This is a genomic window from Erwinia sp. E602 (genome assembly GCF_018141005.1).
In the GTDB taxonomy this organism is placed as follows: domain Bacteria; phylum Pseudomonadota; class Gammaproteobacteria; order Enterobacterales; family Enterobacteriaceae; genus Erwinia.
In genome coordinates this window covers 1,378,901-1,401,637 of the sequence record NZ_CP046582.1, presented here as the reverse complement: position 1 = coordinate 1,401,637, position 22,737 = coordinate 1,378,901, and the positions used below count along the sequence as shown (strand labels likewise).

General features: G+C 59.8%; 26 protein-coding genes. 13 read left to right on the top strand and 13 right to left on the bottom strand.

Going from position 1 to position 22,737, the window contains the following annotated elements; genetic code table 11:
• Window positions 1-5: 5 nt before the first annotated feature.
• Genes GKQ23_RS07825 through GKQ23_RS07815 form a run of 3 tightly spaced genes read right to left on the bottom strand, consistent with a single transcriptional unit; the run spans window position 6 to window position 2,244 of the window.
• Window positions 6-461 carry a tellurite resistance TerB family protein gene (locus GKQ23_RS07825; RefSeq protein ID WP_056239257.1) on the bottom strand — a complete coding sequence of 152 codons (456 nt, stop codon included), beginning with the start codon at window positions 459-461 and terminating at the stop codon, window positions 6-8.
• Window positions 462-481: 20 nt separating this feature from the next.
• Window positions 482-1,660 (bottom strand): TerD family protein, encoded by a 1,179-nt coding sequence (locus tag GKQ23_RS07820; RefSeq protein WP_212410212.1) that lies wholly within the window; start codon window positions 1,658-1,660, stop codon window positions 482-484.
• Window positions 1,660-2,244 carry a TerD family protein gene (locus GKQ23_RS07815; RefSeq protein WP_056239250.1) on the bottom strand — a complete coding sequence of 195 codons (585 nt, stop codon included), beginning with the start codon at window positions 2,242-2,244 and terminating at the stop codon, window positions 1,660-1,662. Before GKQ23_RS07815 ends, GKQ23_RS07820 begins: the two co-directional genes overlap by 1 nt.
• A gap of 320 nt (window positions 2,245-2,564) precedes the next feature.
• Between GKQ23_RS07815 and GKQ23_RS07810 the strand changes: the two genes are divergently transcribed.
• The 6 genes from GKQ23_RS07810 (at window position 2,565) to GKQ23_RS07785 (ending at window position 8,129) form a co-directional block, all read left to right on the top strand.
• Window positions 2,565-3,623 carry an ATP-grasp domain-containing protein gene (locus GKQ23_RS07810; protein ID WP_212410211.1) on the top strand — a complete coding sequence of 353 codons (1,059 nt, stop codon included), beginning with the start codon at window positions 2,565-2,567 and terminating at the stop codon, window positions 3,621-3,623.
• 10 nt (window positions 3,624-3,633) lie between these two features.
• A complete protein-coding gene (locus tag GKQ23_RS07805) occupies window positions 3,634-4,761 on the top strand; it encodes a phosphoribosyltransferase domain-containing protein (RefSeq protein WP_212410210.1) in 1,128 nt (375 codons plus the stop codon).
• Entirely contained in the window at window positions 4,754-5,536 is a 783-nt protein-coding gene (locus GKQ23_RS07800) for a hypothetical protein (protein WP_101505220.1), read from the top strand. The genes GKQ23_RS07805 and GKQ23_RS07800 overlap by 8 nt, the downstream gene beginning before the upstream one ends.
• Window positions 5,529-6,608, top strand: a complete 1,080-nt coding sequence (locus tag GKQ23_RS07795) for a cysteine protease StiP family protein (RefSeq protein ID WP_212410209.1) — start codon at window positions 5,529-5,531, stop codon at window positions 6,606-6,608. Before GKQ23_RS07800 ends, GKQ23_RS07795 begins: the two co-directional genes overlap by 8 nt.
• Window positions 6,608-7,567 carry an HpcH/HpaI aldolase/citrate lyase family protein gene (locus GKQ23_RS07790; RefSeq protein ID WP_212410208.1) on the top strand — a complete coding sequence of 320 codons (960 nt, stop codon included), beginning with the start codon at window positions 6,608-6,610 and terminating at the stop codon, window positions 7,565-7,567. Before GKQ23_RS07795 ends, GKQ23_RS07790 begins: the two co-directional genes overlap by 1 nt.
• A gap of 82 nt (window positions 7,568-7,649) precedes the next feature.
• Window positions 7,650-8,129 carry a tellurium resistance protein TerW gene (locus GKQ23_RS07785; protein WP_212410207.1) on the top strand — a complete coding sequence of 160 codons (480 nt, stop codon included), beginning with the start codon at window positions 7,650-7,652 and terminating at the stop codon, window positions 8,127-8,129.
• Between the two features lie 95 nt (window positions 8,130-8,224).
• Here GKQ23_RS07785 and GKQ23_RS07780 read toward each other — a convergent pair whose 3' ends face one another.
• The 4 genes from GKQ23_RS07780 to GKQ23_RS07765 all read right to left on the bottom strand — a co-directional run bounded on the left by GKQ23_RS07780 (window position 8,225) and on the right by GKQ23_RS07765 (window position 10,781).
• Window positions 8,225-9,472, bottom strand: coding sequence for a mechanosensitive ion channel family protein (locus GKQ23_RS07780; RefSeq protein WP_056239235.1), 1,248 nt, complete (start codon window positions 9,470-9,472; stop codon window positions 8,225-8,227).
• 101 nt (window positions 9,473-9,573) lie between these two features.
• Window positions 9,574-9,840, bottom strand: coding sequence for a hypothetical protein (locus GKQ23_RS07775; protein WP_056239232.1), 267 nt, complete (start codon window positions 9,838-9,840; stop codon window positions 9,574-9,576).
• 10 nt (window positions 9,841-9,850) lie between these two features.
• Window positions 9,851-10,402 (bottom strand): hypothetical protein, encoded by a 552-nt coding sequence (locus tag GKQ23_RS07770; protein WP_212410206.1) that lies wholly within the window; start codon window positions 10,400-10,402, stop codon window positions 9,851-9,853.
• Window positions 10,403-10,589: 187 nt separating this feature from the next.
• Complete coding sequence (locus GKQ23_RS07765; RefSeq protein ID WP_212410205.1) at window positions 10,590-10,781, bottom strand: hypothetical protein; 192 nt, start codon at window positions 10,779-10,781, stop codon at window positions 10,590-10,592.
• A gap of 394 nt (window positions 10,782-11,175) precedes the next feature.
• On the opposite strand from GKQ23_RS07765, the gene GKQ23_RS07760 reads away from it, so the two are divergent.
• Both GKQ23_RS07760 and GKQ23_RS07755 read left to right on the top strand, forming a co-directional pair.
• A complete protein-coding gene (locus tag GKQ23_RS07760) occupies window positions 11,176-12,408 on the top strand; it encodes an MFS transporter (protein ID WP_212410204.1) in 1,233 nt (410 codons plus the stop codon).
• 269 nt (window positions 12,409-12,677) lie between these two features.
• Window positions 12,678-12,869: a hypothetical protein gene (locus GKQ23_RS07755; protein ID WP_212410203.1), complete on the top strand. Its 192-nt coding sequence runs from the start codon at window positions 12,678-12,680 to the stop codon at window positions 12,867-12,869.
• 105 nt (window positions 12,870-12,974) lie between these two features.
• Here the strand turns inward: GKQ23_RS07755 and GKQ23_RS07750 are convergent, their stop codons facing one another.
• From GKQ23_RS07750 to GKQ23_RS07735, 4 genes are all read right to left on the bottom strand, one after another.
• Window positions 12,975-13,256, bottom strand: a complete 282-nt coding sequence (locus GKQ23_RS07750) for a hypothetical protein (RefSeq protein WP_056239733.1) — start codon at window positions 13,254-13,256, stop codon at window positions 12,975-12,977.
• A 304-nt stretch (window positions 13,257-13,560) separates the two neighbouring features.
• Window positions 13,561-14,367, bottom strand: coding sequence for a hypothetical protein (locus GKQ23_RS07745; protein WP_212410202.1), 807 nt, complete (start codon window positions 14,365-14,367; stop codon window positions 13,561-13,563).
• Window positions 14,368-14,418: 51 nt separating this feature from the next.
• A complete protein-coding gene (locus GKQ23_RS07740) occupies window positions 14,419-14,868 on the bottom strand; it encodes a universal stress protein (RefSeq protein WP_056239218.1) in 450 nt (149 codons plus the stop codon).
• Window positions 14,869-14,878: 10 nt separating this feature from the next.
• On the bottom strand, window positions 14,879-15,664 hold the full coding sequence (locus GKQ23_RS07735) for an IclR family transcriptional regulator (RefSeq protein WP_056239215.1): 786 nt from the start codon (window positions 15,662-15,664) through the stop codon (window positions 14,879-14,881).
• A gap of 163 nt (window positions 15,665-15,827) precedes the next feature.
• Between GKQ23_RS07735 and GKQ23_RS07730 the strand changes: the two genes are divergently transcribed.
• From GKQ23_RS07730 to ypdK, 3 genes are read left to right on the top strand one after another with little or no spacing between them, the layout of a single operon-like run.
• Window positions 15,828-17,432, top strand: coding sequence for an MFS transporter (locus GKQ23_RS07730; RefSeq protein WP_101505213.1), 1,605 nt, complete (start codon window positions 15,828-15,830; stop codon window positions 17,430-17,432).
• Between the two features lie 2 nt (window positions 17,433-17,434).
• Window positions 17,435-18,463, top strand: coding sequence for an HlyD family secretion protein (locus GKQ23_RS07725; RefSeq protein ID WP_056239208.1), 1,029 nt, complete (start codon window positions 17,435-17,437; stop codon window positions 18,461-18,463).
• A 22-nt stretch (window positions 18,464-18,485) separates the two neighbouring features.
• Window positions 18,486-18,728, top strand: a complete 243-nt coding sequence (gene ypdK / locus GKQ23_RS07720) for a membrane protein YpdK (RefSeq protein WP_212410201.1) — start codon at window positions 18,486-18,488, stop codon at window positions 18,726-18,728.
• Between the two features lie 45 nt (window positions 18,729-18,773).
• Here ypdK and alaC read toward each other — a convergent pair whose 3' ends face one another.
• Together alaC and GKQ23_RS07710 are read right to left on the bottom strand one after the other, a co-directional pair.
• Window positions 18,774-20,009: an alanine transaminase gene (gene alaC / locus GKQ23_RS07715; RefSeq protein ID WP_056239201.1), complete on the bottom strand. Its 1,236-nt coding sequence runs from the start codon at window positions 20,007-20,009 to the stop codon at window positions 18,774-18,776.
• A 119-nt stretch (window positions 20,010-20,128) separates the two neighbouring features.
• Window positions 20,129-20,656, bottom strand: coding sequence for a GNAT family N-acetyltransferase (locus GKQ23_RS07710; RefSeq protein WP_212410200.1), 528 nt, complete (start codon window positions 20,654-20,656; stop codon window positions 20,129-20,131).
• Window positions 20,657-20,763: 107 nt separating this feature from the next.
• Here GKQ23_RS07710 and GKQ23_RS07705 point away from each other — a divergent pair, with 107 nt between their 5' ends.
• Together GKQ23_RS07705 and GKQ23_RS07700 are read left to right on the top strand one after the other, a co-directional pair.
• Complete coding sequence (locus tag GKQ23_RS07705; RefSeq protein WP_212410199.1) at window positions 20,764-20,940, top strand: hypothetical protein; 177 nt, start codon at window positions 20,764-20,766, stop codon at window positions 20,938-20,940.
• 99 nt (window positions 20,941-21,039) lie between these two features.
• A complete protein-coding gene (locus GKQ23_RS07700; RefSeq protein ID WP_305827403.1) occupies window positions 21,040-22,725 on the top strand; it encodes a sensor histidine kinase in 1,686 nt (561 codons plus the stop codon).
• Window positions 22,726-22,737: the final 12 nt, after the last annotated feature.

Below are 22,737 nucleotides of genomic sequence, written 5' to 3'. Positions count from 1 at the left end.
CGACGTTACAGACCGAAAATGGTCGGATCAAAGCCCAGCGCGACGGCAATTTCGCGCACGGCATTTTGTTCATCAGCATCAAAGTTGCCGTCACTTTTACCCACGGCGATACCGACGCGGATCGCCAGCTGGGCGGCTTCAGGCTGGTCTTTCAGCGCGAGAATGTATTTCATGGTCTCGCCCTTGCCCACTTCAATGTCGAAATCGAAGCTGGTCACCAGCTTGTTGAAGAATTCGATCACTTCCGTGGTGTCAAACACCTTCAGCTCTTCGGAGTTGCGTAAAAAGCCGATCATTTTCTGCTTCTCATCGGCGCTGACGCCGTCAGAGGCCACCGCGATACGGGCGCAGACGGCGACGGTACCCTGCATAAACTTCTTGTTTTTGAAGCGGCTAACCTGTTTAGTCAGCTCTTCGCGGCCGGAGTTAAATGCCCCTTTAACCTTGTTTAAAAAACTCATGTTTAATCCTCTGTCAGTATTTATTTGGAACCCGCGCGCCAGTTGAATCCCCAGCCGAACGCGTTGTCCATATCAGAATGGCCGCTAAAGAACTGGTTGATACGCTCAACCCGGATGCTGCCGTTATCGTTGACCAGCCGGGCAATCGCGCACATGTTGCGGCGGTTTTGCCCCTCGGTGAGACGGGTTTCAATCGGCGGCTGGTCGGGAACGTGCAGCGTGACCACGCCGTCGGTTTTGTCCCAGCTGGCCGCGCCTTCATAGATAAAGGCGAAAATCAGCACCTCACGGATGTTTTTCCACTCGCGGCCGTTAACGTGCAGCCACTCACCGCTGCTGACGTCGCCGGTGCGATCGTCGCCCTGCAGCTGAACGTAAGGTTCCTGCTGCAGTGAACCAAAATTGCCGCCCAGGGCCTGGATCACGCATTTGTAACCGTCATCCAGCTCAACGAAGGCACCAAGGTCAAGATCCACGCCCTTGTTACCGCCAAACATGCCGCGCAGGCCGCCGCCCGAGGTGGTGTCGCGGTGCCAGTTGAGGTTGATGCGGATTTCGCCAAAGTTATCCCGCTTGGTCAGGCTGATCGACGGTTTTTCCTTGGTCAGCGAAACCTTGCTCAGGCTGATTTTAGCGGCCGGTGGCGCGGCAGGAGCCGGGGCTGGCGCAGCCGCTGGCGTCGGGGCAGGCGCTGGCGCCGGCGCGTCCGAGATATCTACGCCAAAATGCTCGGCCAGCGGCTTCAGGCCGCCGTTAAAGCCCTGGGCGATAAAGCGGAATTTCCATTCGTTATTACGGCGGTAAAACTCGCCGAGGATCAGCGCGGCTTCCTGACGGCCGTGCAGCTCAACGTTGCCGCTCAGCAATAGCGTGCCAGCCTGTTCAATATGGATCGCCAGCCGCTGCAGCCCGGCCACGGTCTGGTTGCCGTCACAGGTGACGGTGAAGGCGATCTTCTGCACGTCCGCCTGCAGGCGGTTGAGGTCAACGGTAAACGCCGTGTTATTCCCCGCGCTGCTCAGGCTGACGGTCTGGTCATCATTTTTTGGCTGACCGTAGAACACCATATCCGCGTCGCCGTTGACCTTGCCGCTGGCATACAGGCGGAAGGCCGAGGCGTCAACCGCGGCACCGGCGAGCACGCGAACGGTCAGTTGCGCGGCAGGAACGGCGGCATTGCTGCCCGGAGTCATGGTCATTAGCGCACCACCGTGGCGAGGATATCGCTCTGCATCGCATCGATGGTTTTGCCGCTGCTGGCCTGGCCATGGGCGGTGAAGTCCCACTGGCCGCCGTTGCGGCGCAGCGAGGCGATCACAATACCGGTATGGCTGCCCTGCTCGTTCAGCTGATAGCGGGCCAGCTCTTTACCGTTCTGATCGACCACGCGGCAGAAGGCATTTTCCACTTCGTTAAAAGTCTGGCCGCGGAAGCTGTTCACGGTGAAGGCGAGGTACTCGACCTGCGCCGGCAGCCGCGTCAGGTCGACGTTAATCACTTCGTCATCGCCATCGCCTTCGCCGGTGCGGTTATCGCCGCTGTGCACCACCGACCCACAGGAGGAGTCGAGGTCGCGGAACCACACCGTATCGATTTTGTGCCCGGAGGCGTCGAGCAGGATGCAGCTGGCATCAAGGTCGATGGCATCGTTACCGCCGCCAAACAGCTTGCCCATCAGACCTTTCTTTTTGATCGGATCCCAGCCCAGGCCGAAATGCAGTTTGTTCAGCGCGGAAGAGTGCTTACTCAGTGAAACCGTCTGGTTCTTGCTTAATGAAACCATGTCATCATTCCTTCAAAAGGGGTTTGAAAAGGCAATGGTGTTCACCACCCTGCTCCATAAGTCAAAAATCATATCATGATGCCCATTTCTCACAAGAATAATTTTTTACCATTGCAGAGAAATTTTATTTATCCATAACAAACAATAAGTTAACAGCTTATGCAAATGAGTAACAACGCCCGGTAAATGACATTACTTTACATTAAAATGTCTATATTTACCCAACCAGTCTTTCATCATATTATGATTGACAGCATTTTAACGGCTTACTACACTGCTACCCCATTCCCATCCGCAAACTTCCAGCACGGAACCGACTAATGACGCGTAAAATTTGGCTTATGGAAGGGTTATCCTCCCAGCGGGATATCATTCAGGGCATCCAGGCGGGTGCCGGGCAGTACCTGCATCCGGTATCCGTTTATGCCTCGCACCGCCATCAGCGTCATGAGATCCTCTCGCTGGCCGATTATGCGCTGAGCGAACCGGCAGACGATGAAGAGCGTCTTGCCTTTATCCTGCACACCGTGCGCAGCCACGGCATTGAGGCAATTCATACCGGCCGCAACGTGCGCTGGTTTGCCGCACGACGCGAAGCGATCGAAGCCAGCGGTGCCCGCCTGACCACCGGCGCGGTGAGCGATGAGTGGCTGGCGCTGGCGGATGATAAGGTCGCCTTTGCCCGCCATATGGAGAGCCTTAATCTGCCGGTGGTGCCCTCGCTGCGCGCCGACTCTGCCAGCCAGCTGCGCGAGCTGATCGCCAGCCGTCCGTTTGACGGCCTGCCGCTGTGCGTAAAACCGGTACAGGGTATTTATGGCATGGGATTCTGGCGGTTTGATGACGGTGCGTCGCCGATGGCGGCTTTCAGCCAGCCGGATTCTCGCCGGGTGCAGACCGCCACCTACCTGCAGGCGCTGGAAGCGGCGCCGGAGAGCGAGCCGCTGGTGCTGATGCCGTGGCTGCCGGGGCCGGAATACTCGGTCGATATGCTGGTGGAGCGCGGAACGGTGCTGGCCGCCGTGGCGCGGCGCAAAGAGGGCGCGCTGCAGCATCTGGAGAACAGCGGCGCGGCCTTCGAGCTGGCGCAGGCCTGCGCGGCGGCGATGCAGGCGGACGGCCTGGTCAACGTACAGACCCGCAACGACCACCACGGCAATCCGCTGCTGCTGGAAATTAATATGCGCCCTTCCGGCGGCATCGGCTATACCCGCCTGAGCGGGGTCAACCTGCCGGCGCTGTTTGCCCTGCGCCAGTTTGGCCTGCTCAGCCAGCAGCAGGTGATGGATGAAGCCCGCCAGGGTTTCACGCCGGCCACCGTGCGCGCGCTGACCACGGCAGTCACGTACTGCCCGTCCCTGACCAACCGCATTGATTAAGGATAGCCTGATGACATCCCCCTGGAGCCGAACGCTCTCCTGCGGCACGCTCAGCGTTACGCCGACCGGCGGCCACATTCTGCCGGACGATCTGTTTGAGATCGCCGAACGCCGTAACCCGAAGCGGGCCTTTCTGTTCGTCAGTAAGGTGCTCGGCCGGCATATTCCGGTCCGCCCGCAGACCATGCGCGGCGTCTATCGCCAGCTGGCCGACCGCTTCCCGCCGGTTGCCGATGGCCCGGTGCTGTTTATCGGCATGGCCGAAACCGCCGTCGGGCTGGGTGCCGGGGTGTTTGATGAGCTGCGTGGCCGCTTCAGCGAAGCGATCTATCTGACGTCGACACGCCATCCGCAGCCGGGCGAGCTGCTGTGCGAGTTTAAAGAGGCGCACAGCCACGCCACCGATCATCTGATCTACCTGCCGGCCGACCCCGCGCTGCGCCAGCGCGTGCTGGCCACCCGCACGCTGGTGCTGATCGACGATGAAGCCACCACCGGCAATACCTTTATTAACCTGCTGGAGGCGCTGCAGAAAGAGGGCGGCCTGGATCAGGTTGAGCAGGTCATTGCCGTGACGCTGACCGACTGGAGCGGCGACGCGCTGCCGCAGCGCAGCCCGGTGCCGGTCAGCAGCGTTTCGCTGATCCAGGGCCACTGGGACTGGCAGCCGCTGCCGGACGCGCCCCTGCCGGTGATGCCGGCGGTGAACGTCAGCGCCGCCGGCAGCGTAACCATCACTGGCAGGCAGAGCTGGGGCCGTCTGGGGATGACCGCACCGGCCGCCGATCTCGGCCGCCACCTGCAGGCACAGACGGGCGAGACCATTCTGGTGCTGGGCACCAGCGAGTTTGTCTGGGAACCGTTCCTGCTGGCAGAACGGCTGGCGGCGCAGGGGGCCGAGGTGCGTTACAGCTCCACTACCCGCTCGCCGATCGCCCCCGGCTTCGCCATTGAGTCGGCGATCGCCTTCAGCGATAACTACGGCCAGGGTATTCCTAATTTTGTCTATAACGTGGCGCACCAGCGCTTTGACCGCATTCTGCTGTGCAGCGAGACGCCGGCAGAGAGCATCGATCCGCAGCTCACCGAGGCCCTCAGCCGCGTTGCCGACCGCGTGGAGATCGTCAGCTATGATTAAACCAGTAATTTTTTCCGATCTCGACGACACCCTGTTCCAGACCCGCCGCAAAATGGTCGACGAGCTGGCGCTCGAGCCGTTCCGCACCGGCGCGCTGGATCGCAGCCTGCAGCCGCGCAGTTTTATGACCGAAGAGCAGGCGATGCTGGTGGACTGGATGCTGGAACACGGCGAGCTGATCCCGGTGACCGCGCGCGGAACCGAAGAGATCGCCCGCGTGAAGATCCCGTTTCACTCCTGGGCTGTCGCCACCCACGGCGCGGTGATCCTTAACCCGCAGGGTGAGGAGGACGCCGGCTGGCGCGCGCTGATGCTGGAGAAGCTGCGCCCCTATCGCGACGAGCTGCTGGCCATGCAGCAGACGATTACCGCGCTGATGGCCGAACGCAATATTAACGGCTGGGCGCGGATCAACTACGAGTATGACGACACGCCGGTTTACCTGGTGATGAAGCACCGCGACAGCACGCAGCTGGATGAGCTGTACGCCATCGCCGATGAGATCGACCGCCGCTTCCCGGCGACAAAATATTACCTGCACCGCAACAGCAATAACGTCGCCTGGCTGCCGCTGGTGGTGGAAAAAGGGCTGGCGGTCAGCTACCTGCTGGAAAAACTGCGCGCCGAGCGCGGGGTGTTTCCGGTGATCGGGCTGGGCGACAGCCTGAGCGATCACCGCTTTATGAAGCTGTGCAGCTGGTACGGTTTACCGCGCCAGAGCCAGTTTGCCGAACGTATTAACCAGACTATTTTTGGAGAATCGCCGCATGGCTGAGTCGGGCTCTTTTTCCGGATCGTACCGGGCGCAGGACGTCCATTTTCTGCTGAAGCCGGTAGAGATCGAGATGACGCCGGTCGAACGCAAAGAGCAGCTGATCCAGTCCGGCTCGCGCCACTACTCAGAGATGCTCAGCCAGGAGCCGGAGCCGGGGCGCGAGCATCTGGCGCTGTTTGAACAGGCGCTGGAGCAGGGAGCCGACCGGCTGGCGCGCGAAGTCACGCAACTGGCGCGGGCGCTGGCCGCACAGTATGGCGAAACGCCGGTGGTGCTGGTCAGCCTGGTGCGCGCCGGCGTGCCGCTGGGCGTGATGCTGCACCAGGCGCTGCGCGCGATGGGCCACCCGTCACACCACTATGGCATCAGCATTATCCGCGATCGCGGCATTGACAGTGCGGCGCTGAGCTGGATTGAGGCACGTCATGGCACCGCGGGCACGGTGTTTGTCGATGGCTGGACCGGTAAAGGGGCGATCACCGGCGAGTTAATTCGCTCGCTGCGCGGGCGGCCCGGCTATCCGGCGCAGCCGCGGCTGGTGGTGCTGGCCGATCCCTGCGGCCGCGCCTGGCTTTCCGCCAGCGATGACGACTGGCTGATCCCGTTCGGCATTATGGGCGCGCCGGTCTCCGGCCTGATTTCACGCTCGCTGTGGGCCGATGAGGGGCTGCACGGCTGCGTGCTCTGCAACCATCTGGCGCAGTACGACTGCAGCCAGCGGCTGACCGATCTCGTGGCCGCCCGCGCCGCGCCGCTGGCCGGGGAGCCCCTGCCCGCCTGCGTGCAGGACCCGGCAGCACAGCAGCGCCTGGCGGCACGCAGCGACGCCACCATCGCCCTGCTGGCGGCGCGGTATCAGGTCGACAGCGTTAACCGCATCAAGCCGGGCATCGCCGAAGCTACCCGTGCCGTTTTGCGCCGGGTACCCGATCACGTGTTAGTGCGCTCGCTGGACGACGCGGACGTGGCGCTGCTGGTGTCGCTGGCGCGGGAAAAGGGGCTGACCATCACCGTCGCCGGTGACGATATCGGTCAGTATCGTGCTGTGACCATCATCAAAAAGGTGCTCTGATGACGCCACGTCTCTCCCCCTGGCAGCTGGGGGCCACGCTGTATATGCCCGCCGTACGCGATGATATTGCGGACGTTATTCTGCATAACAAAATCCCCGGCCTGCGTTCGCTGGTGATCTGCCTTGAAGATGCCATCGGCGAGGACGATCTGCCGCAGGCGCTGCACAACCTGCAGCAGGTGCTGAACAGCCTCAACGCGGCGCGTCATGCCGCCGGCAGCGCGCACTGGCCGCTGGTGTTTATCCGCCCGCGCCACAGTGAGATGGGCGCGTGGCTGGTGGAAAACTGCGATCTGGCCGCGGTAGACGGGCTGGTGCTGCCGAAATTTACCCGCGATTCGCTGCCGGTCTGGTGGCAGATCCTCGAGCACAGCCACCTCAGCCTGATGCCAACCCTGGAGACGGAAGAGGTGTTTGACGTGCTGCAGATGCGCGAGCTGGCAGAGACGCTGCAGCAGCATCCCGTAAGGTCGCGTATCCTGGCGCTGCGCATCGGTGGCAACGACCTGATGAACATTCTTGCGCTGCGCCGTTCGCGCCACTACACGCTGTACGACAGCCCGATGGGTTACACCATTCAGATGCTGATCGCCGTGTTCGGCTCGCGGGACTTCGCGCTGACCGCACCGGTCTGTGAGCATATTGACGACCGGCAGATTATGGACAGCGAACTGGCGCTGGATATCGCCCACGGGCTGGTGGGTAAAACCGCCATCCACCCCAGCCAGATCGCCATTATTGAGCAGGCGCTGATGGTGTCGGCCAGCGATCATGAGGATGCGTTACGTATTCTTAACTCCAGCCAGGCGGTGTTTAAGTCGCAGGGTGCGATGTGTGAACCGGCAACGCACCGGCGCTGGGCGGCGGCGATCCTCGCCAGGGCGCAGGTGTACGGCATCGCGCCGGAAGCGGGCCAGCCGCTGCGCCGTTTTTCCGCCGGTTATTTACCTGAGATTTAAGAAATTACTGATATTGTCACCCGGGTTGATGCCAGGAGGGCGCCACATCACCTTCATCTATTAACGCAGGCGTTTACAGAACATGCAGCTGAGTACCCGTCAGGCACGTATTTACCGGTTAGCTTCACTGCTCGGCAGCGGCAAACCCGTCTCGGCAACCGCTATTTTGCACGATCTCGACTGTTCCGAACCGACCCTGACGCGGGCGCTGAAAGAGCTGCGCGACACCTGGTCGGCCGAGATCAGGTACAGCCGCGCCAGCCACACCTACCAGCTGACCGTCGCCGGGCAGCTGGATAAAAAGAACCTGCGGCGCATGACCGAAGCGCTGGAGGTGAACGCCCGGCTGAAGCAGAGCGAACAGGTCAGCCACGTGTCGCTGGATAAAGAGAAGAAAAAAGCCGTCTCGCTTTCGCTGCGCATGTCTGTGCTGCGTAAAATCGACCGCATCGTCCGGCTGAGCGAAACCACGCGCAGTGAGGCGGTAGAAATGCTGGTGGAGAGCGGCCTGGATGACCTGCTGAAGCGCCTGCAGGCGCAACAGCCGCCGCGCAGATCCTGATCTCAGGCTTGCCCCCCACCCTGCCGTTACCTGCCGCCGCCTGGCGGCGGGTACGCAACGGCAGAACGGCAGGCCATTTACCCTATCCTCACCTGTTACTCCCCCTGCCGCAGCGCCGCCAGCGACCGCAGATCGCTGCCGGTCGGTGACTGGTGAATGCGCAGGCCAAACTCGTCGACCACCGCAAAGATATGGTCGAAGATATCCGCCTGAATGCTCTCATACTCCAGCCACACCACGGTGCTGGTAAAGGCATACACCTCCACCGGCAGCCCTTCTGCGCCCGGCGCCAGCTGGCGCACCATCAGCGTCATATCCTGGCGGATGCGCGGATGCTGACGTAAATAAGCGTTAAGGTAAGCGCGGAAGGTGCCGATATTGGTCATCCGCCGCTGGTTAAGCGCGGAATCATCCGCCTTGTTATCGACGTTCCAGCTGGCGATCTGCTCGCTGCGCTCGGCCAGATAGGGCTGCAGCAGCCGCGCACGGGTCAGCCGCTGCAGTTCATCTTCGGTGAGAAAACGAATGCTGGTGGTATCAATGTTGATACAGCGCTTAATGCGTCGCCCGCCGGAGGCCGACATGCCGCTCCAGTTTTTGAAGGCGTCGGAAACCAGCGCATAGGTCGGAATAGTGGTAATGGTGTTATCCCAGTTGCGCACCTTCACCGTGGTCAGGCCGATATCGGTCACCGCGCCGTCGGCACCGTATTTGGGCATCTCCAGCCAGTCGCCGAGCTTGAGCATGCTGTTCGCCGACAGCTGAATACCGGCCACCAGCCCAAGGATCGGGTCCTTAAACACCAGCATCAGCACCGCGGCCATCGCGCCCAGCCCGCTGATCAGGATCGCCGGTGATTTACCGATCAGCAGCGAGATAATCATAATGCCGAGCAGAATCGCGCTCAGCAGCTTTATCCCCTGAAACAGGCCCTTCAGCGGAAACTGTGAGGCAAAAGCAAAGCGGTGCGACAGGCCGAAAATTACATCCAGCAGCGAGAAAAAGGCCATCAGCGCGAAGACCATCACCCACAGCTGGGCACAGGTGGTGACGATCGCCGCCACGTCGCTGCCCGGCTGCAGCCACAGCAGCGCCTGCACGTTGACAATCACCCCCTGCAGGGTAAACGCCAGCCGCTGGAACAGCTTATTGCCGGTAATCACCTGCAGCCAGAGATGGCTGCTGGCGGCGGCGCGCTTCTCGAAGGTGCGCAGCACCACGCGGTGCAGGATCAGGTGAACCAGCAGCGCGGTGAACAGGATGATGCCAAAGATAACCAGCGGCGAGGTGGTCGGGGTCAGCACGATACCGACGTGCCCGAGGAGTGATTCCAGATGCTGCATGATGCCTCCATAATTTCCAGCGAGGAGGAATGATGCCCAATGATAGCCGGGGGTTCAAGCCTGACGGCCTGCGGGATCGCTGGCCGCCAGGCGAACGACGGCTAAAATAAACGTTTCAGCGCCTCCATCAGCACCTGTTTCAGCGGTTTTCGCGGCCCGCGCTGCGCCTTTTTCAGCGCCTTCTGTTCTTTCTCCCACGCCAGCAGGTCTTTATAGTTACCTAACAGGCCTGACTTTTTGTGGTGAGAAATGGGTTTTTTGAATTCGCCAAGATAACCACGGGCGATAGCCGGCAATAACGTACGCTTGCCGCCATTATCAAGATCGAGAAAACTGTTAGTTTCGTCAAGCTTTTCAGGGATAGACATAACCAATTCCTCAGGCAATATTGATAAAATAGATAAAAACAGCAAAAACAATAAACCCACAGCCGGTAAAAATCATATCATTAAATGCTTTTCCGACCAGTAACGACTTCGCGTTATATTGAACCTCAACGTCTTTAATCGCTGCTGAGTACCAGTTAATCAGTAATGAAAGAGTACGCTCCCGATCTTCATTATGAAAATCATCATCCACCTCTTCAAGAGGAAATTCGGCCCGATTGGCGGATGCAACAGCTCTGAATACATAAGACCAGGCGCTGCAAAGAGTAACGAAGGCCACGCCTGCTGCCGTCAGTGCAGCGGCCTGCGCGGGTGAAGGAGCCACATGCAGAAGGACCCCGGTGTTATAGCGGATAATAATCACAAATACCGTGACAAAAATGCTCAGTGATGAAAAAAGCTTAAGCACGTTGCTCTCAAGATTTTTTAACGTCTCAAGAACATCCTGATAACGACTCGTCTTATATTGATACAGAAGAGTGGCACGGGCAATCTTCTCCTCATATTCATCAATAATGTTACTGACGCGGTTAACCTCTTCCATCCTTCACCTCAGCGCGCTAAAAAGCCACCCTACCACCCGCACTGATTTTTCAAACCCGAAAAAAAATTATTTACGACACTGCACGCAAAATAGATTTTGATTTTCATTTATTGCATAAAAAACCCCGCTGTTACGCGGGGATGTTATTAATACAGGTTACTCATTTATCCAACCTGTTTACGCGACTTTAAATACCGCGATATCCTCTGCCAGCTGTGAGGCTCACCGCTTCCCCCTCAATCCGCAGCAGCTGCTGGTTAAGCTGGCCGACGATGTTCTGCCCGCTCTGCTCAATCAACCGGTTGCTGGCATCGGTGACCCGCGGCTGACCGCGCAGCACCATCGCCAGCCAGACAATAAGCAGGGTCAGCAGCAGCATCAGAACCCCGCCTGCAGTTAATTTCCCTGATAAACGAACCGGCACCCACGACATAATGATTTCCTTGCTAATGAAAGTGAAAACACCCGATCAGAGATAAGTAAAAGGCTTATAAGTTGTTGTAATGGCCTTTTGCGCAGCGCCTTATGCGCAATCTGCAAAAGAGATCATCGGCCGGGGGTGGGGAAAGCTTTAGCTTTTTCAATAAATTGATGCAGATCAAACTATTACCCACAGGCTGCGGTAGCGAAAAAAACGGTCAATGTCATTCATGGTGCCAAATATGCATTTCATTCCCTCACCACGGCATTTCATGCCGTCTGCAGCCGTCCGCGGCAAACGGCGCTTTATCATGGCCCCAGTGAAGTTTTTTAATTTTCCCCGGGAGAAACCCATGAGTCGATCAACCCCACGCCCTGGCAGCAACCGCACCCGCTGGTTTACCCTGTGCGGCACCATCATCACCCAGTTTGCGCTGGGTTCGGTGTACACCTGGAGCCTGTTTAACGGCCAGCTGTCGCAGAAGCTGGACTCCACGGTCAGCCAGGTGGCGCTGGCCTTTGGCCTGCTGAGCCTCGGCCTGGCCGTCGCCTCTTCGCTGGCCGGCAAGCTGCAGGAGCGTTTTGGCGTGCGTAACGTCACTATCGGGGCCGGGGTGCTGATGGCGATCGGCCTGATGCTGACCTCCCAGGCAAATAGTCTGTGGATGCTCTATATCAGCGCCGGGGTACTGGTAGGGCTGGCCGACGGTGCGGGGTATCTGATGACGCTCTCCAACTGCGTGAAGTGGTTCCCGGAACGCAAAGGGATGATCTCCGCCTGCGCTATCGGTGCCTACGGTCTTGGCAGCCTCGGCTTTAAGTTTATCTGCAGCTATCTGCTCAGCGTTTTCAGCCTGGAGACCACCTTTATGATCTGGGGCGCGATGGCGATGACCCTGATCGTTTGCGGCGCGCTGCTGATGACCGAAGCACCGAAGCTGAAGGCCAGCACCAGCCTGGCACATACCGCACGGGATTACTCGCTGGCCGAGTCGGTGCGCACCCCGCAGTACTGGATGCTGGCGCTGATGTTCCTGACCGCCTGCATGAGCGGCCTGTATGTGATCGGCGTAGCGAAGGATATTGGTGAAAGCCTGGTGCACCTGAGCGCCGCTACTGCCGCCAGCGCGGTGACCATTATCGCCATTGCCAACCTCAGCGGCCGCCTGGTGCTCGGGGTTCTGTCAGATAAGATGGCGCGTATCCGGGTGATCAGCATTGCGCAGGTGGTGTCGCTGGCCGGGATGAGCATCCTGCTGTTCGGCCAGATGAATGAAACGCGCTTCTTTATCGCCGTGGCCTGCGTGGCGTTCAGCTTTGGCGGCACCATTACCGTTTACCCTTCCCTGGTCAGTGACTTCTTTGGCCTGAATAATCTGACTAAAAACTACGGCCTGCTCTACCTCGGGTTTGGTATCGGCAGCGTGCTCGGCTCGCTGATCGCCTCGCTGTTTGGCGGCTTTACGGTCACCTTCAGCCTGATTATGGCGCTGCTGGTAATCTCACTGCTGATGTCTGCCACCATCCGCCTGCCGCATAAACCGGTGGAGGAGCGTGCTGAATTGCAGCATGCCCGCGCTCAGTAATTTTCCCGCCCGCATCGTTTACGGTGCGGGCTTATTTCGTCCTGCGGCATAAAGGGTTTTAGTTGACGACCGCTGCTATTTGGGATTATTCTCACCACCGGCTCACTGCTTTCATCTTATTCTTATTCAACAATCCTACCTTTCCTTTTCAATGCCCTTCTGCTGAATTATTTTGAAATACCTTTTCCAGTAACTCGACACTCGCTGCATTATTCCTCCACTTTCCTGGCGTAATCTTGTATTCATTGCAAAAGCGCAGGAGAAGTATCATGAAAAATATAATCAAAGCGACCTCTGTTCTGGCACTGGTAGTGATGCTCAGCGGCTGTATTGTTGCCCCGCCTCACCACGGCGGCGGTGGCGGCTGGCACGGCGGTGGCGGTGGCTGGCACGGCGGTGGCGGTGGCTGGCACGGGGGCGGACATCATGGTGGTGGCCCGCGCGGCGGCTGGCACCGCTAAGGATTTCCGGGTGAGTCATTCACCCGACGCGGGCAAAGCCTGCACACGGCAATAATAAAAAAAGGCAGTAAAAAATTGGGCGGGGATTTCCCCGCCCTGCTTATTTTAACTTTTTATCTGATAGTTGCACTGATACCAGGCTTTCATCAGCCCGGGCACGTTGCTCTCTTGAGGATTCAGCGCTTCAACCTTATCAAATCCGCGGTCGCTGCAATAACGTTCAACGTCCTGCGTCATCGCCGTACGATTCACCTTCTGCGGGTCAAAACGATACTGCACGGTATTTACCGCCGGATCTTCATCCACTTTTTCAAATGCGCCGGGCTTACTGGCGGTACAACCGCTGAGTAATAACAGTGCCAGCGCGGACGTAATACATTTTTTCATCATGGCTCCCCTCTTGCAGTGCAACATGATAACAACCCGGTCTTCTGCGCCTATCAGACAATGGCCTATTTGCACTCCTTTACCTTTCACCGGCGTGGCACGCACGCGGCAATCCGCCCTGTGCCGGATAAAAGATAAGCAATGCAAAATTTTACCGATGGAATTGATTCGGGAAGACGTTTAGCGTTATCCGCGCTGCGGTGCGACTATGCACTCAGACATCGCGAGTTGTCTGCACAACACCAAGGTTTGTTACTAAAATTAGACTGTTTTATGCCCGCGGCGAGCGGGCTTTTTTTTGGAATCAACTACCTGTTCCGCTAATAATTATACGTAAAACACTGGCGGCATCTTTACCAGGAAGTGCCAGAACCGACTGATAAAGGTCGATGGTCATGTCGCATAACTTACCCCGATCCACATCCGCTTCCGCCGGTGCGTTCAGCGTTTGCAGATCGCTGCCCCAGCGCGAATAGAGTTTTGCCACCACCGTCTGCAGCTGGCTGCGCCCCAGCGACGCATCGAAAGGCTGCCCAGCCTGGCTGTTGGCCAGCAGGCTGTCCATTGCCCGCATCTCCCGGGCCACCAGCCCGGCGGGTAACACCTCCGCCACGCTGACGCCCCCCTCAACCTGCGGGAACAGGTAACGGAAGCACAGCCCGGAGCCGGACTGTTTAAACTGCTGCATCTCTTCCAGCACCACCTGCATATAGCGCAGCAGATCTTCATCACGCGCGTCGTTGACGCGCTGGTTCAGCAACTCGGCCATCAGCGGACGCAGGCCGTCAGTCGCCTGTTTCTCCTGCACCCCGGCGCGCAGCTGGCTGACCAGCTGCTCGTTCGCCTGCTGCCAAAGCGCAGGCTGCTGTACTTTGATAATCCGCCACACCGGCTGCGTGGCAAGCCGCGCCTGCGCATCGGCGATCGCGACGGCCCGCTGCTGCTGGGGCTGCAGCCAGCCGTAAAACAGCAGATTACCCGCCAGTAGCGGTAACACCGCCAGCAGCAGCGCCGCGATACGGCTTATTCTGGCGCGTTTCAGCAGCCAGAACACCAGCAGCAGCCAGATTGCCGCACTGAGGAGTGAAACGGGGATTGCGTAATGATTCACAAAAAATATCCTGAGCCGGGCCGCCGTTTGGGCAGGCCCGGAGAGTGAGGGTTAGTCCGCGCGGACGTCAATCAGCACCGGGCAGCCGGCGCGTTCGATCACCGCCGCGCTGCACGAGCCTTTTAACAGGCGGTTAAACGGCGAGAGGTGGCGGCGGCCCATGATAATCATCGTTGCATCAAGCAGCCGCGCCTGCGCGACGATAGTATCCGCAGACTCACCGGCGACCACGCGACCACGGGCGTTGATCCCGGCGCGCTGCAGTTCGGCCAGCGCACCACGCACCACCGATTCAGCGGTGTTCTGCTCGTCCTGGGCCAGGCTGAAGTCGCCAGGATCTTCACCGGCTTCAATTTCGTTGATGCCGCTTACCGCATAGCTGGCATCCACGCAGCACAGCACGACCACCCTCGCCTGCTGCGCCAGCGCCTGTTCAGCCGCCAGCGAAACCACCTTGCGCACCGCCGGCGAATTATCAACGGCGACCAGTAACGTTTTCATATCCCTCTCCTTAATCCCGTAAAGCGGCTTTGCCGATTTCGTCAATCAGCGCCAGTTTGCATTTGAGAATTTCGGCGCGGTTACGCGCTTCATGCTGCGCGAAACGCGCGCCGGGGATCAGCAGGCTGATGGAAAAGCGCCCGAGGATGGTATCGATGGCCACCGCCATGGTGGAGATACCTTCCAGCGTTTCGCCGCGGTCATAGGCCAGACCGGTACGGCGGATTTCCGCCAGGTGAGCGGTAAGCGCCGGGAAGTCGCGCACCGTCAGGTCGGTCATCGCCTCGTAGGCTTCACCAACCAGCTGACGCGCGGCGGCGTCATCTTCCAGCGCCAGCAGCGCCCGGCCACCGGAGGTGCTGTACAGGGGCAGATTCATGCCGATACGCGGCACCACCCGCAGTTCGCGGTCGGCGACCACGTAATGCACGATCGCCAGCTGCAGGCCGCTGGCCCTGGCCAGCGACACCGTTTCGCCGGTAGCATCAGAGAGCGCCTGCAGCCACGGCTGGGCAATGGCCACCACGTCGGTATGCACGCTGGCAATCAGGCGCAGCAGCGCCGGGCCGAGACGCACGCCACCGGCAGTACCGTTGCTGCGCACCAGCTGCACCGAATCCAGCGCGCTGACGATGCGCTGCACGGTGGAACGCGGTAAATCAACTTCCTGAGCGATCTCACCGAGGCTCATGCCGTTCGGTGTCGCGCCCAGCGCATCAAGAATTCTGGCCGCGCGGCTGATGACCTGAATTCCACTGGTCTTATCATCATCGCGGCACTGTGCAGATTCAGCCATAAAAAAAGTCTCTTTCCTTGCTATCGCAGCCCACTTTACCACTAAATGCACGTCCGGACACGCTGTACCACATTGCAATACAGCGAATCACGCTGTAATATTCACGACCAATGTATCACGATGCAATACATTGCATCGATAATGAAAATTTCGGAGTCCTGCTATGAATCCCCAGCCCGCGGTGCTGCCGCCGCCGCATCCCTTTTCGCTTCGCCTGGCGCTGGGGCTGGTCGGCGTGCTGATGGCGACGCTCTGTTCCGGCTTAAACGATCGCGTCACCGACATTGCTCTGGCCGATATCCGTGCGGCGATCGGCATCGACTATGACGCCGGCAGCTGGATCACCTCGGCCTACCAGGCCGCCGAAGTGGCGATGATGATGCTGGCACCCTGGCTGGCGGTGACCTTTTCCCTGCGTCGTTTTACGCTGGTAATCACGCTGGCATTTGCGCTGCTGGCCGCGTTGCAGCCGCTGGTGGTTAACCCGACGCTGTTTATCGGCCTGCGGGTGGTGCAGGGTCTGTCTGGCGGCGCGCTGCCGCCGATGCTGATGACGGTCGCCCTGCGCTTTCTGCCGCCGACCATCAAGCTGTATGGCCTGGCGGCCTATGCGCTGACCGCCACCTTCGGCCCGAATATGGCCACTTCGCTGGCGGCGCTGTGGACCGACTCGGTCGGCTGGCAGTTCACTTTCTGGCAGGTGATCCCGCCGTGCCTGATTGCCGCGCTGCTGGTCGGCTGGGGCATCCCGCAGGATCCATTGCGGCTGGAGCGCTTTCGTCAGGCCGACTGGCTGGGCGCGCTGACCGGCTGCAGCGGCATCGCCCTGCTGGTGTTGTCACTCACCCAGGGGGAGCGGCTGGAGTGGTGGGATTCGCCGCTGATTAGCGGCATGTTGCTGGCCTCGCTGGCGCTGCTGCTGGTGTTCTTTATTAACGAATGGTTCCACCCGCTGCCGCTGTTTAAGCTGCAGATGCTGGCGCGGAAAAATCTCACCCACGGCCTGCTGGTGCTGGCCGGGGTGCTGATGGTGTCGCTGTCCGGTTCTGCGCTGCCTTCCGCCTATTTTGGCCAGGTGGCCGGCTTCCGCAGCGCGGAGTTTGCCCCACTGGCGCTGACCATTGGCCTGCCGCAGCTGCTGATTGCGCCGCTGGTGGCGTCGCTGCTCAATCTGCGCTGGATCGACTGTCGCTGGGTGCTGACCGCCGGTGCCGGGCTGATAATCCTCTCCTGCCTGCTGGGCAGCCAGCTGACCGGCGACTGGGCGCGGCAGAACTTCTGGCTGATCCAGAGCCTGCAGGCCTTTGGCCAGCCGATGCTGATTCTGCCGGTGCTGATGAGCGCCACCAGCGTGGTACAGCCGCCGGAAGGGCCGTTTGCGTCGGCGATGTTTAACACCGTGCGCGGTTTTTCCAGCGTGGCGGCCGGCAGCCTGGTGGAGAACTTTCTCAGCCATCGCGAGAAATTTCACTCGCAGGTGCTGGTCGACGGACTGGGTAACCGCCCGTGGCTGCTGACCGCCGCAGACGCCAACAGCGCCAGCGCGCTGCGGCCGCTGCTGGCCGACGGGTCGGTGAGCTCCGCGGAAAACCTTGGCCACTTCAGCACGCTGCTCAGGCACCAGGCGACGATCCTCAGCATCAGCGACGCCTATCTGATGATTATCGGCTTCGCGCTGCTGCTGGTGCTGCTGACCGCCTGGCTGCCGAAGCGCGTCTGGCCGCCACAAACCCTTTTATCCCCTGTTATGCCAACCGCGAGAACATAATAATGAGCTTTACACCTGCGAAACGCACCGCCCTCCTCGTTCTGTTACTGCTGATTTTGCTGGCGGCCGCGTGGTGGGTCTGGCTCGCCGTCAACCGTCACAGCTACCGCACCGATGATGCGGTGGTCAGCGCCGACTACACGCTGGTGGCACCGAAAATCTCCGGCTATATCCGTGAGGTCAACGTGCGTGATAACCAGCAGGTACAGGCCGGTGACGTGCTGGCCACGCTGGACGATCGCGACTACCGCGTGGCGCTGGAAACCGCCGAAGCCAGCCTGCAGGTCAGCGAGGCGAAGCTGAGCAGCGTGCAGGCGCAGCTGGAACAGCAGCAGGCGAGCATCGCCCAGGCGGAAGCGGCGGTCAGCGCCAGCCAGGCCTCGCTGAGCTATGCCGGGCAAAACGCGGCGCGCTACCGTCAGCTGTTGAAAAGCGGCACCGCCACCGCCGATGAGCAGCAGAAATCCAGTTCGACCATGCTCAGCGCCGCCGCTCAGGTGAAGCAGTATCAGGCCGCCGCGCTGGCCGCCCGTAAAGAGGTGGCGGTGCTGCAGGCCAGCCTGAAGCAGGCGCAGGCGGATATCGCCGTCTCGACCGCCAGCGTCGACCAGGCCAGACTTAACCTCTCCTATACGCGCATTACCGCGCCGATCGCCGGTACCGTCGGCCAGCGCGCGCTGCGTCAGGGAGCGTGGGTGTCGGCCGGTACGCGGATGCTGGCGGTGGTGCCATTGCAGCAGAGCTACGTGCTGGCAAACTTCCTTGAAACCCAGCTGGCGCACGTCAGCCAGGGGCAGCCGGTTAGCATCATCGTGGATGCGCTGCCGGGGGTGACCCTGCGTGGTCATGTGGACAGCATCGCGCCGGCCACCGGTTCGACGTTTGCCGCTATTACCGCCGACAACGCCACCGGGAATTACACCAAAGTGGTTCAGCGGCTGCCGGTAAAAATCGTTCTGGATCAAGGGCAAGCCGATCTGGCCCGGCTGCGCGTGGGGATGTCGGTGGTGCCTGAATTAGAGATGCCATAAATGTGATAAAGATCGCAGCAAGATGATCTTTATTTTGCAGGGGTTTGCGGGTAGATTAGCCGACGATCCTGCCGTGAGTTACTCACGGCGACCCGATCCCGCTACCGTGGCGCTCTGCCCGGCCGGGATCGATTCTGTTCGCGTTACGCAGGTCCGGGATCGCCATTGCCGTAACCGCGCAGAGGAGCAGTACGTGAAATACGCGATGATGGGGATCTCTTTTATCCTGTTTATCTGGGCAGGAACATTTTACCTGATGCTGTAGCAGGTAAAACGGCGGGGCAAGCCGTGGCCTGCCCCGCAACGTTTCTCAGCCCTCTTCCGCGCCCGGTTTTGCCACCGGCGGGGCAATGCCGTCGTCTCGAAACATCGCCTTAATCCCTCTGACCGCCTGACGAATGCGATCGCTGTTTTCAATCAGCGCAAAGCGCACGTGGGTGTCGCCATAATCACCGAATCCGATGCCCGGCGAAACGCAGACTTTGGCCTTCTCCAGCAGCAGTTTGGCGAACTCCAGCGAGCCCATCTGCGCATAGCGATCGGGGATTTTCGCCCAGACGTACATTGAGGCTTTCGGATTATCCACCATCCAGCCCGCCTCATGCAGCCCTTTCACCAGCACGTCGCGGCGGCGCTTGTACTGCTCTGCGATATCGCGCACGCACTGCTGATCGCCCTCCAGCGCGGCGATCGCCGCCACCTGCAGCGGTGTAAAGGTGCCGTAGTCGTGATAGCTTTTGATGCGTGCCAGCGCCGCCACCAGCTCTTTGTTACCGACCATAAAGCCGATACGCCAGCCGGCCATATTGTAGCTTTTCGACAGGGTAAAGAACTCCACCGCCACGTCGCGCGCCCCCGGCACCTCCATAATCGACGGCGCTTTCCAGCCATCGTAAACGATGTCGGCATAGGCAAGGTCGTGGATCACCAGCACGTTGTACTGCTTCGCCAGCGCGATCACCCGCTCGAAGAAGTCCAGCTCCACGCACTGCGCGGTCGGGTTAGACGGGAAGCCGAGGATCATCATTTTCGGCTTGGGATAACTTTCGCGGATCGCCCGTTCCAGCTCGTTGAAGAAGTCCACGCCGGCCACCAGCGGCACCGAACGCACCTGTGCCCCGGCGATCACCGCGCCGTAAATATGAATCGGATAGCTGGGGTTCGGCACCAGTACCGTATCACCGTGATCCAGCGTGGCCAGCATCAGGTGCGCCAGCCCCTCTTTCGAGCCGATGGTGACGATCGCTTCCGATTCCGGGTCGATCTCCACCTGGTAGCGATCGGCGTACCAGCGCGAGATCGCCCGGCGCAGGCGCGGAATGCCGCGTGAGGTCGAGTAGCCGTGGGTGTCGTCACGCTGTGCCACCGCGCAGAGTTTTTCCACGATGTGCGGCGGCGTCGGGCCGTCCGGGTTACCCATGCTGAAATCGATAATATCTTCACCACGACGGCGCGCGGCCATTTTCAGTTCGGCGGTGATGTTAAATACGTAAGGGGGCAGGCGTTCAATACGGGAAAAACGGCGAGCGGAGCTGTTATCAGCCATAGTTATTTTCTCTCTTAACGTTAGCGCCCGGACCATCCGAGCGACGCTGACCACTGCGGTGGTCGAGCAATGAACATAACCGGAGAACGGAACCGCTGTCGAGAGGCTGATTAAAATTTTTATTCGCCGGGATTGATGCGTCCGAACAGCCAGTCGTTGACCCAGCGGCCGCGCAGCAGGTAGTTATCACGCAGCGTGCCTTCCAGTTCAAAACCGTTTTTTTCCAGCACCCGGCGTGATGCCATATTGCCCTCCACCACCTGCGCCTTGAGCTTGTGAAACTCACAGTCGGCAAACAGCCAGCGGCTCACCACCCCCAGCGCTTCCGTGCCGTAGCCCTGGCCAAAGGCGTCGCTGCACAGGGTGTAGCCGATCTCTGCCTGGCGGTACGGTGCCCACTCGGCGGTAACGCCGATCATCCCCAGCGACCGCCCGTCCTGCCGCCGACGGATGACGAGGCACAGCATATGAAAACTGGTCACCTGCCAGGGTGCCAGCCGGTCCTGGAATCGCTGACGAATATCCGCCAGCTGCGGTACGGCGCTGATAAATTCCATGCACACCGGATCAGAGTGGATCTGCAGGAACAGCGGCCAGTCTGTCGGCTGCATCAGGCTCAGAGTCAGTCGTTCACTGTTCAGCTGCATTTTTTGCTCACTAAAAGGGGAAGTCTCAACGAAAATGCCTCTCTTTTACCTGCCGCTTTTCGTCGTGTAGTGGACCATCATCGCAGATAACTTCGCGAAGAACGACCATGACCCGTCTCAGAATCGACAATATTCCGGACGCGATTCGACCGATCGCCGCGCGGCTGCGCAGGGCGCTGCCGGAGCATGTTCAGATCTTTAAACCGGCCAGCAGCTGGACGACGTGGCGGACGATTTTGAGAAGGATTTTCACGGCCGCCTTACGCCAGCCGATCTTACGGTGACGGGAGAACGGCAGATGAAGTAGCGGATTACGCTGGCTTTCCCTATCATAGGCCTATTCTGTTCCGCCAGCCGAGACGCCCGTGCATTCGATGTTTGAGATGTTGCTCGCCGTGTTTGATCGCGCAGCGCTGATGCTAATCTGCCTGTTTTTTATCACCCGCACCCGCCATTTTCGTCAGCTGCTGCAAAAGGAGGAGCACTCCCGTCAGGAGCTGGCGGCGGTCACCGCCATCTTCTCGCTGTTTGCGCTGTTCAGCACCTGGACCGGCGTCAACGTCGACGGCTCGCTGCTCAACGTGCGCACCATCGCCATTATGTCCGGCGGCATTCTGTTCGGCCCCTGGGTCGGCATCGCCACCGGGGTGATTGCCGGCACCCACCGTTTCCTGATCGACATCCACGGCGTCACCTCGGTGCCCTGCCTGATTACCAGCATCACCGCCGGCATTATTTCCGGCTGGATCAACCTTAAGGTGCTCAGGGAGCAGCGCTGGACCGTGGGTATTCTCGGCGGCATGCTGTGCGAATCGCTGACCATGCTGCTGATCGTGCTGTGGGCGACGCCGACCTCGCTGGGGGTGGCGATCGTCAGCGATATTGCGCTGCCGATGATCCTCGGCACCACCAGCATCGGCATTATCGTGCTGCTGGTGCAGAGCGTGGAGGGAGAGCGCGAGGCGATAGCCGCCCGCCAGGCCAAACTGGCGCTGGATATCGCCAATAAAACCCTGCCGCTGTTTCGTCAGGTCAACAGCCAGTCGCTGAGCCAGATTTGCGCCATTATCCGCGAGGATATTCACGCCGACGCGGTGGCGATGACCAGTAAAGAGCAGATCCTCGCCTACGTCGGCGTCGGCGAGGAAAATTACCATAACGGCGATGACGGCATCAGCCCGACCACCGCCACGGCGATCGCCGAGGGTAAAATCATCATTAAGAACAATGATGAGGCGCACCGCACGCCGGAAATCCACTCGATGATCGTCATCCCGCTGTGGGAAAAAGGCGAAGTGACCGGCACGCTGAAAATCTACTACCGCCACGCGCACCGTATCACCTGGTCACTGAAGGAGATGGCGGTCGGGCTGTCGCAGATTATCTCCACCCAGCTGGAGGTCTCCCGCGCCGAACAGCTGCGGGAAATGGCCAATAAAGCCGAGCTGCGCGCGCTGCAGAGCAAGATTAACCCGCACTTCCTGTTTAACGCGCTGAACGCAATTTCCGCCTCGATCCGCCTCAATCCGGACACCGCCCGCCAGCTGATCACCAATCTGTCCCGTTATCTGCGCTATAACCTTGAGCTGAATGACGATGAGATAATCGATATCAAGAAAGAGCTGTATCAGGTGATGGATTATATCGCCATTGAGCAGGCGCGCTTCGGCGACAAGCTGTCGGTATTTTACGATATTGAAGAGGACGTCAGCTGCTCGCTGCCCAGCCTGCTGATCCAGCCGCTGATTGAGAATGCCATCGTGCACGGCATCCACCCCTGCCGCGGCAAAGGCGTGGTGACGCTCGGCATCAACGACCTCGGCGATCGGGTGCGGATTACCGTGCGCGATACCGGCAACGGCATCAGCGAAGAGGTGATGGCGCGCGTGAGAAACAACGAGCTGCCCGGCAATAAAATCGGCCTGCTTAACGTTCACCACCGGGTCCGCCTGTTATATGGCGAGGGGCTGTCCATTCAGCGCCTGAATCCCGGTACCGAAATTTCCTTCTGCGTGAGTAAAAACGGTGGCCTGCTGCCGGGAAACCCACGCGTAACGCTGTCTGTCTGAGGCGGATAAACA